This window comes from Sphingobacterium gobiense (assembly GCF_002980575.1).
Taxonomy (GTDB): Bacteria; Bacteroidota; Bacteroidia; order Sphingobacteriales; family Sphingobacteriaceae; genus Sphingobacterium; species Sphingobacterium gobiense.
The window spans coordinates 748,097-764,040 of sequence record NZ_PVBS01000002.1; the positions used below are offsets into that span (position 1 = coordinate 748,097).

The following is a 15,944-nucleotide window of genomic DNA, read 5'->3' on the forward strand; positions in this document are numbered from 1 at the left end:
TGATACCTTCGGTTAGCATTGCCTCAATATAATAATCTAAAGTACAAAAAAAGCATAATAACTCCGTCCCGTCCTGTCTGGACTACTGGCTGACGCATACTCGGTTGCCCTTTGCCAGGGCATGGCCCTCCTTTTTGAGAGCAAAAAGGAGGCAAAAACTCTTCGTCTCCTTCAGGTGGCCTGTCGCACAAGCCCATCCCACACCGGGAAAATGCCTGTCAAGGCTATAATCGCGATCGAAACTCTTTGGGATGGGTTTCGATCATGATTGTCATGCCTTACCCCTCGCTCAAAACCCCAAGCATTGTCCCTGTCTGCCCGCCACTGGGAAGGAGACCTTGATGCCGTTCCGCACGCTAGCAATAACCGACCGGAATCCAAACCGCTGGCAAGATTGTACCAATCCATCCTTAACCCTTGATGTCGCCTCAAAAGCTTTGGCAACTGTAAGAATACCCTTTTTAGCACTATCCCAAATGCCAAAGGTTTTCAGCGACGCTTTTTTGAGCAACTTTTTTCTAAAAAAAGTTGCATAAAGAAAACCTTCTTTTTTCACGTTAAAGACTGTTTTGTGGTATTTGAGACGTTTTTACCGGGAATTTGAGCAATTTTTACTGCCTAGGCTTCACGGACTGCGATAGCTTTGTAATACGCTGATCACCATACCGGTTGCTTTAAGCTAACGGCAACTTTACATGTGTAAATGTAACGGTATAGAATGGCCTAATATATAAACTGTAAGCTAAACATCATGTAAATAAAGTAATAGGATTTGTTAACCAACCTTAAATTATAGTAACATGGAAACATTATATATTTCTTCGCGTGCACGCGGTACCATAAATGCCGCACTCATTAAGATGATTAAGATCAACGATTTTTCTGCGACACCTAAATACGTGCAGGTAGCCGATGCTATTGTCGAGGCTATTAAGCAAAAGGTGGTTGAAATTGGGGATGCACTTCCGTCTATTAATGATTTAAGTTATCAACTGCAAATTGCACGGGATACGGTAGAGAAAGGATACCGTAAACTACGTCAGGAAGAGATCATTAAATCTTCTCCGGGGAAGGGCTATTTTGTTGCTAAAGAACAATCTTTTCGCTTGCGGACAGCTGTGTTTTTAAACAAGTTAAGCGCACACAAGAAGATTGTTTACGATGCATTAGCAACCAAATTAGGAAACGAAGCTTCTATAGATCTCTTTGTATACAATAGTGATATTACTCAGTTACGTACGCTATTGCAAAACCTATCGCAGCCGTATGATTATTATGTGATTTTTCCCTACTTTAAGGAGGGGAGAGAAAAAGCGGCAGAAGTACTGTCTGTTATCCCAACCGACAAGCTGTTATTGTTGGGGCGGGATGTTGAAGGTGTCCAAGGAGATTTTCCGATTGTTTGTGAAAATCACGAGAGAGATATATACGATGCCCTAGAATCGATTCGGGAGCCGCTCTCCAAATATAGTATGCTTAAATTGGTATTTCCGGATAATAGCGACTATCCGAAAGCTATCATTAAGGGCTTTTATAAATTCTGCCAAGAATACGCGTTTGATCACCTATTGGTCGGCGATTTGCAAGAAGAGCAAATAAAAAAAGGAACATGTTATATCAACTTGGCCGAAGATGACTTATTTCATTTACTGGATAAGGTGAGTGTGAAGGGACTGGAAATAGGGCAAGATATTGGGATTATTTCCTATAATGAGACTCCGCTCAAAAAATTCATACTAAATGGTATTACTACGATCTCGACCGATTTTCGTCTAATGGGGGAATATGCGGCTACCAGTATTTTAGATGGCTTAACAAGCCGTCTGGAGGTACCCTTTTACACGGTACTGCGTGCTTCCGTATAGGGATAAAGAGTTATAAGAGATGAGTTGTGTTTTTGAACAGATGACGACAGGATGCCGCAGGATGCAAAGCCATATTTTGTTTTGTAGTTTAGCCTTGCTTTTAAAACAATGAACTAAACCTATGTTTTCAAATAGAATAAATATATATATCGTCTGCACACTTCTTCTGTGCGTTGTCTTTCCTGGTTATGCACAGCTGGCAAAAGAAGTACAATACCTGTCTGGTACGGATAACGAACATACCGTGGAATGGGATTTTTGGGTAACAGGGGGAAGAAAAGCCGGGAAGTGGTCAAAAATTGCTGTGCCTAGTCATTGGGAGCAACAGGGCTTTGGAGCCTATAATTATGGACGAGACTATGTGACCTATGGCAAGAATTTTCGTTTTCATGATGAAAAAGGAATTTATCGTCATGCATTTAAAGTGCCCGCACACTGGAAGGACAAAAAGATCTCCCTCGTTTTTGAAGGGTCAATGACAGATACAGAAGTGGTGATTAACGGGAAATCGGCTGGCGATATCCATCAGGGTTCTTTCTATCGGTTTAAGTATGATATTACGGACAAAGTATTCTTCGACAAGGATAATGTGTTAGAGGCAACTGTATCCAAGATGTCTGCAGATAACAGCGTAAATAATGCAGAACGGTTAGCAGACTATTGGATTTTTGGAGGTATATATAGGCCTGTGTATTTTGAAGCGACACCCAAAGCTCATATTAGTTGGACAGCCATTGATGCCAAGGCAGACGGTTCATTTAGGAGCAATGTTTATTTAGAACAGATTCAGGAAAATTCAACTTTACGGGTAGACTTGAAAGATAAAGACGGCCATGTAATGGGAACAAAAAGTATCCAGCTAGCATCTTCTGATTCGGTGAGATCAGTGACGCTGAATGTAGACCAACCAAATTTATGGACCGCAGAAACACCTGACTTATACCATGCCGTATTTACATTAACGAATGACCGTGGAGACAGCTACCAAACAACAGAACGTTTTGGGTTTCGCACAGTCGAGGTACGTCAAGGAGACGGCATATACGTGAATGGGATGAAGGTGAAAATGAAAGGGGTAAATCGCCACGTATGGTGGCCAGAAACAGGCCGTTCTGTAAACCGACGATTGGATTTGAACGACGTGAAACTCATCAAAGAGATGAATATGAACGCCGTACGCTGTTCGCACTATCCACCGGACAAATCGTTTCTGGAATATTGTGACTCATTGGGTCTGTACGTATTAGACGAACTCGCCGGTTGGCAAAAAGCATACGGAACACCCGTCGGAAAGAAATTAGTAAAAGAGATGGTCGTACGTGATGTAAACCATCCGTCGATCATCTTATGGAGCAATGGTAACGAAGGCGGCCATAATAAAGAATTGGTAGATGAATATGCAAAATATGATCTGTCCGCACGCACGGTGATTCATGCCCACCATCGGCCGGGAAACGAACTCAATGGAATAGACTGCAACCATTATGAAGACTTTTACTCGACAAAGAAAATACTCGAAGGACCCAATATTTTTATGACGACCGAGTTTCTACATGCACAGGATGATGGTGGAGCTGCAGCCGGACTAGCGGACATCTGGGAATTACATTGGGGAGCGAAGCTTGGGGCCGGTGGTTTTATCTGGAACTTTGCGGACGAAGGTATTGTGCGTACAGATTTTAACGGTACGATTGATGTGAACCGAGTAAATGCCCCAGATGGTATTTTAGGACCCTACCGACAAAAGGAAGGGAGTTTCTTTGCTATAAAAGAGATTTTCTCCCCAGTTCATATTAAGCTAAAAAAACTGCCGGCTGGTTTCGATGGAAACATTGAAGTAGAGAATCGTTATCATCATACGGATCTTTCGGCTTGTACATTTGAATATAGGCTGGTTAAATACCAGGAACCGCACGCCGATGCCGTAGGGATAGCTGATGAAAAGATACAGGCTATAGCGGCACCAGCCATAAAACCGACGGGAAAAGGCACCTTAAAACTGAACTTGCCGGACGACTGGAAAGCTTACGACGCGTTGTTGTTAACAGCCACTGATCTGCACGGCGAAGAAATATATACTTGGTCTTGGCGCGTTCGGGATAATGCTTCGATAACGAAAGACATCTTGCCCGTAAAAACTGCGACTATGGTAGAGCTGACAGAGGATAGTGTACACTATGTATTGAAGGCCAATGGTATTACTGCTTTTATAGCAAAAGAAACAGGTTTGTTGGTTGATTTAGCAAACGATTATAGTATGAAGCTAGCTCTCCGAGATGGTCCGCTCCTGATTGACGGAGAATACACGTTGAACGATGTAAAGACGAATTCGGTAGGCGAAAATAAGATAGTGGAGTTTACCTTCGATGGTCAATTGGATTATATACGCTGGACAATGCAACCCGATGGATGGTTAAAACTAGATTATAGCTACCAGATGGACGGAAAGCGTCCTTATGCTGGAGTCAGCTTTAATTTTCCGGAGAACTATATCATCACGGCGAAGTGGCTAGGCAACGGACCGTATCGGGTTTGGAAAAACCGAATGCAAGGCGTGACCTTAAACACTTGGGAAAATATGTATAACGATTCCAGAGCAGGCATTGGCCCTTGGGAATTTCCAGAATTTAAAGGGTATTTTTCCGATGTAAGCTGGGTACAATTTAATACCACACAGGGCAAATTCCTTGTGGCCACCGAGCAGGACGATATGTACCTGCGTCTATTCGATTTTTATGGTATTTCTGGACCGAAGCACTATCCGGAGCTTCCTATCGGCGATATCTCTTTTTTAGATGTTATCCCGGCCATCGGTACTAAATTGGCTATGGGCATCAATAACAGACCAGAGGTTAATGGTCCGGCGGGCGAAATGATGGTACTGGATAAACCGGTAGCCCGTACACTCTATTTCTATTTTGGAACACCTCGAGGCGAAAAAGAAAATACACAGTTTGTTATGCCTAAAGAGAACATCTTGACCGATTAGTTACGGTTTAAAGATTGTTAAGATACGATTTAGTTTTTAGTTTAGTTAAGTTTAGCTTGGTTGGTCAATAGGAATGTTGACCAACTTTTTTATATAGAACGATGGTACGGTATTTCATTGTTAATGCCATAACAAAGTTTTTACATAGGCCTATAAATGCGATATATAACTTTCTCTATCAAAAATATCACATTATCTGCCGCTTTACGCTGTTCAAACAGGACACTGCAGGTTGCCCACGCGGCTATTTGTTAATAGTTTAGGGATGATAAATAAAAAGTTAAACGATAATAAAGCTGGCAAGCTGACCGAAAGGTAGAGAACCTACGTTTCAACTTTATAACCATAAACAAAAAATAAGCAGATGAACAACAGAATCTTCATAATTGCCGTGTTATTTATAGCGCTGACTTCATCGCATCTGGTCAAAGGACAAGATCGATTTCCAGATGGAACGGCAGTCTCCGATTGGTTTAAAAAAGTAGAACCTACACATATAGATAAATTAGGGAAATCATACCGTATTACGGATTTTGGTGTTGTGCAAGATAGTACCCTACTTCAAACAGAAAAGATTCAAGCGGTAATAGACAAAGCGCACGCAGCCGGAGGTGGAGTTGTGGTAGTACCGAAAGGTATATTTCTAAGTGGTTCTTTGTTTTTCAAACCGAAGACCCATTTGCATCTGGAGGAGGGAGCCGTGTTGAAAGGAAGCGATGATATCAGTCATTTTGAGCTATTGACGACGCGTATAGAAGGCGAAACGGTCAAGTATTTTGCGGCTTTGGTTAACGCGGACAAAGTGGATGGTTTTACCGTGTCCGGAAAAGGTACATTAGACGGAAATGGACTCCGCTATTGGAAAGCTTTTTGGCTTCGTCGCAAATTTAATCCAGATTGTACTAATAAAGATGAAATGCGGCCACGTATTCTCTACGTATCCAATAGCAAAGATGTACAGGTGTCTGGCATACATATGAAAAACTCTCCTTTTTGGACTTCCCATTATTATCGTTGTGAAAATGTGAAGTTGATCGATTTGCATATTACGGCTCCAAAAGAGCCAGTTAAGGCACCGAGTTCGGATGCGATTGATTTGGACGACTGCCATAACGTGCTGATAAAAAACTGTTACATGTCGGTTAACGATGATGCTATTGCTTTAAAAGGTGGCAAAGGCCCAACGGCAGACAAAGACCCGAACAATGGACCCAATTATAATATTATTATTGAAGATTGTACGTTTGGCTTCTGCCATAGCACATTAACCTGCGGAAGTGAATCTATCCATAGTTACAACGTGATCTACCGGAACAATACACTCGATGGCGCGAAACGGATGTTACAGCTAAAAATGCGTCCAGACACGCCCCAAGAATACGAACATATCCTAATTGAGAATGTCAAAGGAACGGCAGACATCATGCTGTTTATCCGTCCTTGGACCCAGTTTTTCGACCTCAAAGGGGAAGAGGGCATTAAACTTTCCTATGCGCGAAATATCGTCCTCCGTAATATAGAACTCGAGTGTGACGTACTATTCGACGTGAGTAACGCTAATCAGTATCAATTATCCAACTTCACCTTTGAAAATATGCATATCAAAGCGAAAAGACCACATATCAACCAAGATTATATTCAAAACTTTACATTGAAGAACGTGGTTGTAAACGGCAAAGAAGTTGCACAGAAATAACGTTAAAGAATAAACCTAATATGAAGAACGTAACAACGGATAGGGACCTGGGCCACCTATGGGAAAGTCTGAAAAGAACCATGCTGATGGCAGTTGTTGTCCTTATATCGATCCCGCTTTTGGCACAACGTCTAATGGAACGCTTGGATCGGGGTCTGGTAGCTGTTAAAACATCGGATAATAGTACATTCATCAGCTGGCGTTTGCTTGCAACAGATGAATACAACCTGCCTTTTCATCTTTACCGTCAATATGGAGAAGGAAAAAAGGTCCGCCTTACCGATCAGCCTTTGACGAAAGGGACAAACTTTGAAGACCAGCAAGTCGATTTAGCAAAGGATGTAACGTATACCTTGGTCAGTCTTCAAAATCAGCAGGAAAAAAGAGAGGCTGAGCTAAAGCTTAGCAAGGGTACACCGGTAAGACAATATTTAGAGATTCCGTTACGAACGCCAGCGGGGTATACACCAGGAGATGCATCGGTAGGCGATTTAGATGGCGACGGTGCTTACGAGCTTATTATACATCAAACCGGAAAAGGACATGACAATTCCCATAACGGTATAACGACTGATCCGATTTTTCAGGCGTATAAATTGGATGGTACTTTTCTATGGGAGATCAATCTCGGAAAAAATATCCGGGAGGGTGCCCATTACACGCAATTTATGGTATACGATTTAGATGGCGACGGATGTGCGGAATTTGTATGCAAAACAGCGGACGGTACGAGGGATGGACTCGGGGAAGTAATAGGCAATGCGGATGCGGACTGGCGTGACACCGACAGCAACTCGTCTACCTACGGTCGAATTTTAAATGGTCCCGAATACCTTACGGTTTTTGATGGACGCACCGGAAAGGCGATCAGTACCGTGGATTACTTGCCTGAACGAGGTGATCTGCGCTCCTGGGGAGACACCCGGGCGAATCGGTCGGAGCGTTATCTGGCAGCTATTGCCTATCTAGATGGAAAGAACCCTAGTGTGGTTATGACACGGGGTTATTATGCCCGAACGGCATTAGCTGCTTGGGATTTTAAAGATGGGGAGTTAATAAGCCGATGGGTTTTTGATACGCAAACGGGTAAACATCCCTATGCTGGACAGGGCTATCACAGTCTGGCAGTTGCCGATGTCGACGACGATGGAAAAGACGAGATTATATTCGGTGCGATGTGCATCGATAATGATGGTACCGGATTATATACAACAGGATTAGGGCATGGAGATGCACTGCATGTAACCGATTTAGACCCCGACCGTCCGGGTTTGGAAGTATTTGGCATACATGAACGTAGAAAGATAGGAGCAGCCCTTCGTGATGCGAAAACGGGGGAAGTGCTTTTCAAAGGAGGTATTGATCAGGACGTAGGACGAGGTGTAGCAGCCAATATCGATCCTAACAATCGAGGTGCCTACATGTGGTGGTTAGGCTCCAAGGTGATGTATGATATGAAAGGAAACCCTGTAGGACCGTCCCCCCGTTCGACCAATTTTCTGATCTGGTGGGATGGCGACCTGAGTCGAGAATTATTGAACCGTAATTATATAGAAAAATATCAAGATGGCGTGATTTTCCGAGCAGAAGGTGCTGCATCGATTAACGGGTCGAAAAGTACACCCAATTTGAGTGCGGATATATTGGGTGATTGGCGGGAAGAACTTATCCTCCGGTCGGAAGATAACCAATCCCTGCGGATATATACGACGACAATTCCGACGGAGCATCGCTTGTATACATTGATGCACGATCCCGTATATCGTTTAAGCGTTGCCTGGCAAAATGTAGCCTATAATCAACCGCCGCATACCGGCTTTTATCTTGGAACCGGAATGGCACTTCCGGTTAAAGCGCCAGACATACGGATCGTAAAGCCAGATCGAGATTTAAAAACAAAAAAATAAGGGCTATAGGCAAATGATAAAGCAATTAGCGATTATATTATTAACCGTATGTCTGGTTTCTTTTGAAACACAAGATCGGCCGACTATTTATTTGATTGGTGATTCTACGGTGAGAAATAGCAATCAGGAATACTGGGGATGGGGCTCGCTATTAGGGGAATTCTTGGATACCGCACAGATTACGGTGGCTAACCATGCCATGGCTGGCCGGAGCACGCGTACCTTTCGTAAAGAAGGTCGTTGGGATCGGGTGAAAGAAAATATGAAACCCGGTGATGTCCTATTGATTCAGTTTGGACATAACGAGGGGAGTAAACCAGACACGACACGACAAGGCTATCGGGGAGTGTTAAGAGGAATCGGACAAGACTCTATCACATTAGATTGGGGATATGGCGAAACAGAAATAGTACGAACCTACGGCGAGAATTTACGACGTTTTGTACGGGAGACCAAGGAGATAGGTGCTTATCCGATTCTACTTTCTATGATTCCACGAAATCAATGGGATGAACAGGGACGGACGAAACGCGCGAATCAAGACTTTGGTTTATGGGCTCGGCAGATTGCCGAAGAAGAACATGTGCCTTTCCTTGATCTGAACGAAATTACGGCCAAAAAATACGATGAAATAGGACCGAAACAGGTGAAGGCAAAATACTTTCCAGGCGACCACACGCATACAAATTATGATGGTGCCATGGAGAATGCAGCCTCGGTTATAACAGGATTGAAAAATATACAACACCCGTTAGTGAAATATATAAAATGATGTACAACAGCAAAATAACGATAGGATTATCCGTGGTTTTATTGGTGTGGAGCTTATGCTCTTTTGTCGAAAAGAAAGACAAGCCTACGCTTTTTCTCATTGGAGATTCTACAGTGAAGACGGGGCGTGGGGATGGCTCCAATGGTCAGTGGGGATGGGGTAGTTTTATCGCTGACTATTTTAACCCGCAACAAATTGATGTGCAGAATAAAGCATTGGGCGGCACAAGCACCCGGACATTTTATAACAATCCGAAATTATGGCAACAAGTTTTAGATAGTATCCAGCCGGGTGATTACGTTATTATGCAATTTGGTCATAACGATGCCAGCCCGATTGTGGATACCTTGCGTGCGCGAGGTACGATCAAAGGGAATGGTAATGCGTATCGAGAGGTGAAAAATCCCCTGTTAAAGCAAAACGAGATGGTTTATAGTTATGGATACTATCTACGTTTATTTGTAAAGAATATCCATGACAAGGGAGCTACTGCCATTATTTGCTCGCCGATACCGCGTAATCGATGGGAGGGGGATCAAGTAATCCGATCGGATTATGCTGTATGGGCAAAAGAAGCGGCCCAACAAGCCGGTACGTTTTTTATCCCACTGGAAGATTTGATTGTAGCGGAATATGAAAAGAGAGGAAAGGAAGAGATCGGGCGATTATTCTTTGGCCCCAAAGATCATACCCATACCTTGAAAGCGGGAGCAGAACTAAATGCTTCATTAATTGCGGGTTATATGGCAGAAAATCCCAAAATAGGATTGAAAAGGTATTTGAAAAAATAACTCGGTATATATACTAATATGAAAATTTTAAGCATCCACCTTCTTTGTTTTTTGACCCTTATACAGGTCGCTTTTGCACAAAAGATAGATCGTCCCAATGTTGTCTTAATTTTAGCAGACGATATGGGTTATTCGGATTTAGGTTGTTTTGGTTCGGAAATACAGACCCCTTATCTGGATAGCATGGCGCAGGGAGGCGTTAAAATGACCAATTTTTACAATGCTTCACGCTGTTGCCCGTCTCGAGCTTCGTTGCTTACGGGCGTATATCCGCACCAAGCGGGGATAGGGGACATGATGAATACGCGACCCTATCCGGCTTATCAAGGATATCTAAACCGCGAAACAGTTACGCTCGCGGAAGTACTGCGAAATGCTGGATACGGCACGTATATGACCGGGAAGTGGCACGTTGGTCAGGCAAAGGAAAATTGGCCGCTACAGCGTGGTTTTGATCGGTTTTATGGCCTTATTGATGGAGCGAACAGCTATTTTGAGAACAGACCTTATCGTCCCAATCAAAAATTAACCATTGCACTGGATAATAAAGAAATAGCCACTCCTCAAAACTATTACAGTACCGATGCCTATACCGATTACGCTATCTCCTTTATCGATCAGCACGTACAGGAGAAAGCGTCAGATCCGTTCTTTCTTTATATAGCCTATCAAGCACCACATTGGCCTTTACATGCCAAACCGGAAGATATTGCCCGTTACCAAGGTAAATATATGGATGGGTGGGAAACTGTCCGTCAACGAAGATTTGAGAAGCAACAGGCATTGAGCTTGTTTCCGCCTTCGACTACGTTGTCGCCTTTGGATACGGCTATGCGCGACTGGGAATCACTTTCATGGGCAGAAAAAGTACAATGGGATGAACGTATGGCCGTCTATGCGGCGATGGTAGATGCCATTGATCAAAATGTCGGCAAACTCATGGAGCATCTGCGGAAGAATGGCCAGTTGGAGAATACTATTTTCCTGTTTCTATCGGATAACGGGGCTAGTAACGAAACGATAACCAATCAAGGATTTACGGAAGAAATCCGGGCGGCTAATTTCTTTCCGGCGAGCCATCCCAAATCGTTTACGGCCTATGGGAAGGAAGGTGCCGTAGTGAGCAATACACCTTTTCGTAAGTTTAAACATTGGGAATTTGAGGGAGGAAATGCCACCGCTTTTGTCGCTTATGGCCCAAAATATATTCCTGAAGGTTTGCAAATTAATCGCCCAGCCCATCTTATTGATATTATGCCCGCTTTAGTGGAATGGGCGAACGCTGCCTATCCGCAGCAATTTGCCGGACATACCATCCAGCCCATGGAGGGAAAAGCGTTGCAAACGCTATGGAATAACACTACCGAAGAAGAGCGAGCGATTTGCTTCGAGCATGAAGGAAATAAAGCGGTCCGAAAAGGAAAATGGAAGCTGGTCGCCGAGTATCCGGAAGATGTCTGGTATCTCTACGATGTAGAGAGCGATCGGGCAGAAAACACCGATGTTAAAGAGCAATATCCCGGAGTAGTGAAAGAGCTGATTGACGTCTATGATGCCTGGTCTAAACGGGTCGGTGTGATACCTTATCAAGAACTGGACAAGAAGCGGGGAAATGCACGGTATCAGTAAATTGTAACAAAAGCAATATAACGTCGTGTCAATTGTTCTGCAGCCATGTTTATCATGCTTTCTCAGGATACAGCAGGTTGCCCGGTAGGAAATTATGCAGTATTATCGCTGCAACAATATAAATCAAGTAATCTATTTGAATAATACGATGAGTAGTAAAAAGAGAATAATATTTGGTCTGCTACTGTTGACGGCAGTTGTCTTGAGTGCCTGTGCATCCAAAAAGCAAATGATTTCCAAAAAGGAGGACAAACGCGAGGTATTGGAAGTCTTACGGCGGACCAATAACTATTTTATGGATAAATGGCCGGATACGAAGGAACCTATCTATACGACGCGTTGGCGTCCGAGTAATATCTGGACGAGGGGTGTGTACTATGAGGGCTTAATGGCGTTGTATAAAATCGATCCAGATAAACGATATTATGATTATGCCGTAGATTGGGGCAATAGTCATGCGTGGGGGCTACGTAATGGTACGGAAACGCGTAACGCTGACGATCAGAATTGTGGACAAACCTATCTCGATCTTTACGAAATAGACCCCCAACCAGAACGCATAGCCGATATTAAAGAGAATATCGATTTCATTATCGCATCGGGAAAAGTGGACGATTGGACCTGGATAGATGCTATTCAGATGGCAATGCCTATCTATGCAAAATTGGGAGTTATGTACGATGACGAGCAATACTTTGACTATATGTATAAGATGTATGTACATTCACGAGATATTGAAGGAGGCGGTTTATATAATCGAGAAGATAAGCTATGGTGGCGCGATAAAGACTTCGTGCCGCCTTATACCGAACCTAACGGAGAAGATTGCTATTGGGCTCGTGGTAACGGCTGGGTAGTGGCTGCTTTGGTGCGCGTACTCGATCTTCTGCCAGAAAACCAAAAACATCGTGCGGAGTATCTGCAGGATTTCAAGGGGCTTATGGAAGGTGTTCTGGCTACACAACGGGAAGACGGCTTCTGGAATGTCAGTATGCACGATCCTACCAATTTCGGTGGCCGAGAAACCAGCGGAACGGCTCTTTTTGTATACGGCATGGCTTGGGGGATAAATCAAGGCATTCTGGATGCTACTGTTTATCGTCCTGCCGTGGAGAAAGCGTGGAAAGCCATGGTGAACGAGGCGGTACATCCATCTGGTTTCTTAGGTTATCTGCAGGGGACGGGAAAAGAACCTAAAGATGGGCAACCTGTCAGCTACGCGAGTGTGCCTGATTTTGAAGATTACGGGCTCGGATGTTTTTTGTTGGCAGGAACAGAAGTGTACCAACTGTTGGACAACAATCAATAACGGCGATATAAGAAAATAAATTAAGACCTAATGATATGATAAAACTTTGTATAACGATAGGTGCCTTGTTGTGTGGTTTGGTGACATCCGCACAACCCCGACAGACCTATAGTTTTAACGCCGGATGGAAGATTCATAAGGGAGATGTGCAAGAGGCGCAGCAGCCGTCATTCGATGATAAAGAATGGAGAACGGTTACATTGCCTTACGCTTGGAATGAAGACGAAGCTTTTGCAAAGCCCATACACGAACACAGCACTGGAGTGGTCTGGTATCGCAAGACATTCGTACTGCCAGACGATGTACCGCAAGAAAAGGTGTTTCTGGAATTTGAAGGTGTGCGTTTCGGAGCGGAATTTTATCTCAACGGTACTTGGATTGGCCGTCATGAAAACGGGGTCATGGCAGCAGGTTTGGATATCTCTCAACACGTGTTAAAAAAAGGTGAAAATATCCTAGCTATTCGAACCGATAACGATTGGCGGTATAGGGAAAAAGCGACCAATAGTATTTTCCAATGGAACGATAAAAACTTTAATGCGAATTATGGCGGTATTCCCAAAAATGTGTGGATTCATTTTGCCGGAGGAACATACCAAACTTTGCCTTTATATTCAAACTTAGGAACTACGGGCGTCTATGTTTATGCACAGAACATCGATATTTCAAAAAAACGGCTGGATCTTCACGTTGAATCCGAAGTGAAAAATGAAACATCTACGACGTCTAAAGGACAATTTTTAGTGGAGGTACGCGATCTCGAAGGTACGCTTGTACATACATTTGAAACCCCTTTTTCATTGGCGGCAGGAGCGATAGGAACGATCCGGGGGCAGTCGAAATTGGAAAATGTCAATTTCTGGAACTGGGGATATGGTTACCTATATACCGTAACCACTAAGCTAGTCGTTGACGGTAAGACGATCGATGCGGTGGATACCCGTACAGGATTCCGTAAAACAGCTTTTCGGGATGGTATGGTTTTTATAAACGACCGTGTGTTGATGATGAAAGGCTATGCCCAACGCACGAGCAATGAGTGGCCGGCAGTAGGGCTCTCTGTTGCGCCGTGGGTAAGCGACTACAGCAATAAAATCATGGTGGAAAGTAATGCGAATCTGGTTCGTTGGATGCACGTAGCGCCTTGGCGTCAAGACGTGGAATCTTGCGACCGTGTAGGACTGATGCAGATGCTACCCGCAGGAGATGCGGAAAGAGACGTAGACGGCCGTCGGTGGGAGCAGCGGACAGAATTAATGCGCGATGCGATCATTTACTACCGAAACAATCCGAGTGTTATTTTTTGGGAAAGTGGAAATGAGTCCATCTCTGAAGAGCACATGGCAGAAATGATTGCTATTCGTGACCAATTTGATCCGCATGGAGGTCGAGCCATCGGATCCCGTGAAATGCTGGATAGTAAGTTGGCTGAATACGGGGGTGAGATGCTTTATATCAATAAAAGCGCTCGGCACCCGATGATTGCCACCGAATATATGCGCGATGAAGGTTTGCGTAAATACTGGGATGAGTATACCTATCCTTTCCATAAGGAAGGCGAAGGACCACTATATAAAGGTAACGATGCCAGCGCTTACAACCGCAACCAAGATCAGCATGCGATGGAGACGGTTCGTAGGTGGTGGGAATATTGGAAAGTACGCCCCGGAACAGGTAGGCGGGTAAGCTCAGGAGGCGTGAATATTATCTTCTCCGACTCCAATACGCATTATCGGGGGAAAGAGAATTACCGACGCAGTGGAGAAGTAGACGCGATGCGTATTCCTAAAGACGGCTATTACGCCCATCAAGTCATGTGGGATGGATGGGTCGATCCTGATCCTACGGGGTTGCATATCATCGGGCATTGGAATTATGCGCCACATACAAAAAAAGATATCCATGTCGTCAGCGCAGGCGAGAAGGTGGAACTGTTTGTGAATGGTCAGAGTCAAGGCTTTGGTGACCGATCTTATCAGTTCTTATTCACTTTTCCGCAGATAACTTTTGCAAAAGGGGAACTAAAAGCGCGTTCGTATGATGGAAATGGCAAGGTGTTGAATGAAAAAGTAATACAGACAGCAGGCGAGCCGTATCGAGTAAAACTTAACTACCAGCACGGGAACAATGGCTTATACGCTGATGGTAACGACATGGTTTTAGTCGACGTGGAAGTGTTGGACAAAGAGGGAAGACGTTGTCCGACGGCAACCCATATGATTGATTTCCGTTGGGACGGTCCGATGGAATGGCGGGGGGGGATTGCACAAGGGCCCAACAACTATATCCTTTCGGAGTCGCTCCCCGTTGAGGGGGGAGTGAATAGAGTATTGTTGCGCACCAGATATGGGAAATCGGGTAAAATGAACATAAAAGCACAGGCCAACGGTCTTTTACCCGATAGTCTTTCTTGGGAAGTTTCTCCCATCTCTGAGAAAAATGGTCTTTTTGTAAAACATGCGGGAATCGGCTTGCCAGCAAACATGGATCGGGGAAATGGTTTACATGGAGAGCCATTAAAGCAACAACGTATAACGTTGCCCATACAGAAAGTTCGGGCTGGTGCTAATCAGGAGATGGCGAAAGCCTCCTATGACGATAATGAGTTGACAGATTGGGTAAATGATGGAACCTTGCAAAACGCTTGGATAGAATATACCTTGGATAAGAAGTCGGACATTGATGAAATTGACTTAAAATTGAATAATTTTAGGTCACGGAGTTACCCGTTACAGGTTTTTGTTGATGATAAGCTCGTGTTTGATGGGAAGACGAAAACGACGTTGGGTTACTATACACTAGAAATCCCACGTACCCAAGGACGCCGCGTAAAAATCCAGTTGAAGGGTAGCTCTGTTATCGCAGCAGAGAATCAACATGCTGAAATAGGTGGTAAGAAATTGGATGACGGTGTGGCGCGGGATGATAGCGGTGCCAAAGGCAGATTGAGTATTATTGAAATAGATATACACAAAAAATTATAAAC

The 15,944-nt window shown here is 44.0% G+C and carries 10 protein-coding genes; 9 read left to right on the forward strand and 1 reads right to left on the reverse strand.

Translation table 11 applies throughout. The features are described 5' to 3' along the window. Positions 1–171 precede the first annotated feature (171 nt). Positions 172–408 (reverse strand): hypothetical protein, encoded by a 237-nt coding sequence (locus C5749_RS19545; RefSeq protein WP_146113747.1) that lies wholly within the window; start codon positions 406–408, stop codon positions 172–174. A gap of 392 nt (positions 409–800) precedes the next feature. On the opposite strand from C5749_RS19545, the gene C5749_RS12030 reads away from it, so the two are divergent. The 9 genes from C5749_RS12030 (at position 801) to C5749_RS12070 (ending at position 15,942) form a co-directional block, all read left to right on the forward strand. After that, entirely contained in the window at positions 801–1,865 is a 1,065-nt protein-coding gene (locus C5749_RS12030) for a GntR family transcriptional regulator (RefSeq protein WP_245893746.1), read from the forward strand. A 121-nt stretch (positions 1,866–1,986) separates the two neighbouring features. Further along, complete coding sequence (locus C5749_RS12035) at positions 1,987–4,854, forward strand: glycoside hydrolase family 2 protein (protein ID WP_105726354.1); 2,868 nt, start codon at positions 1,987–1,989, stop codon at positions 4,852–4,854. 364 nt (positions 4,855–5,218) lie between these two features. Continuing rightward, positions 5,219–6,550 (forward strand): rhamnogalacturonidase, encoded by a 1,332-nt coding sequence (locus C5749_RS12040; protein WP_105726356.1) that lies wholly within the window; start codon positions 5,219–5,221, stop codon positions 6,548–6,550. A 20-nt stretch (positions 6,551–6,570) separates the two neighbouring features. Beyond that, the gene (locus C5749_RS12045) at positions 6,571–8,457 is read left to right on the forward strand and encodes a rhamnogalacturonan lyase (RefSeq protein ID WP_219847974.1); all 1,887 of its coding nucleotides are present in this window, start codon (positions 6,571–6,573) and stop codon (positions 8,455–8,457) included. A gap of 13 nt (positions 8,458–8,470) precedes the next feature. Next, the gene (locus C5749_RS12050; protein ID WP_105726358.1) at positions 8,471–9,229 is read left to right on the forward strand and encodes a rhamnogalacturonan acetylesterase; all 759 of its coding nucleotides are present in this window, start codon (positions 8,471–8,473) and stop codon (positions 9,227–9,229) included. Then, entirely contained in the window at positions 9,226–10,020 is a 795-nt protein-coding gene (locus tag C5749_RS12055) for a rhamnogalacturonan acetylesterase (protein WP_245893747.1), read from the forward strand. Before C5749_RS12050 ends, C5749_RS12055 begins: the two co-directional genes overlap by 4 nt. A gap of 18 nt (positions 10,021–10,038) precedes the next feature. Next, entirely contained in the window at positions 10,039–11,649 is a 1,611-nt protein-coding gene (locus C5749_RS12060) for an arylsulfatase (RefSeq protein WP_105726362.1), read from the forward strand. 148 nt (positions 11,650–11,797) lie between these two features. Continuing rightward, complete coding sequence (locus C5749_RS12065) at positions 11,798–12,958, forward strand: glycoside hydrolase family 88/105 protein (RefSeq protein WP_181151386.1); 1,161 nt, start codon at positions 11,798–11,800, stop codon at positions 12,956–12,958. Between the two features lie 35 nt (positions 12,959–12,993). Then, positions 12,994–15,942 carry a DUF4982 domain-containing protein gene (locus C5749_RS12070; protein WP_105726363.1) on the forward strand — a complete coding sequence of 983 codons (2,949 nt, stop codon included), beginning with the start codon at positions 12,994–12,996 and terminating at the stop codon, positions 15,940–15,942. The last annotated feature ends 2 nt before the right edge of the window (positions 15,943–15,944 follow it).

Excerpts from the sequence above, each read along its gene's own strand:
- C5749_RS19545 (WP_146113747.1), bottom strand. The coding sequence starts at position 408 with ATGGATTGGTACAATCTTGCCAGCGGTTTGGATTCCGGTCGGTTATTG.
- C5749_RS12030 (WP_245893746.1), top strand. The coding sequence starts at position 801 with ATGGAAACATTATATATTTCTTCGCGTGCACGCGGTACCATAAATGCC.
- C5749_RS12035 (WP_105726354.1), top strand. The coding sequence starts at position 1,987 with ATGTTTTCAAATAGAATAAATATATATATCGTCTGCACACTTCTTCTG.
- C5749_RS12040 (WP_105726356.1), top strand. The coding sequence starts at position 5,219 with ATGAACAACAGAATCTTCATAATTGCCGTGTTATTTATAGCGCTGACT.
- C5749_RS12045 (WP_219847974.1), top strand. The coding sequence starts at position 6,571 with ATGAAGAACGTAACAACGGATAGGGACCTGGGCCACCTATGGGAAAGT.
- C5749_RS12050 (WP_105726358.1), top strand. The coding sequence starts at position 8,471 with ATGATAAAGCAATTAGCGATTATATTATTAACCGTATGTCTGGTTTCT.
- C5749_RS12055 (WP_245893747.1), top strand. The coding sequence starts at position 9,226 with ATGATGTACAACAGCAAAATAACGATAGGATTATCCGTGGTTTTATTG.
- C5749_RS12060 (WP_105726362.1), top strand. The coding sequence starts at position 10,039 with ATGAAAATTTTAAGCATCCACCTTCTTTGTTTTTTGACCCTTATACAG.
- C5749_RS12065 (WP_181151386.1), top strand. The coding sequence starts at position 11,798 with ATGAGTAGTAAAAAGAGAATAATATTTGGTCTGCTACTGTTGACGGCA.
- C5749_RS12070 (WP_105726363.1), top strand. The coding sequence starts at position 12,994 with ATGATAAAACTTTGTATAACGATAGGTGCCTTGTTGTGTGGTTTGGTG.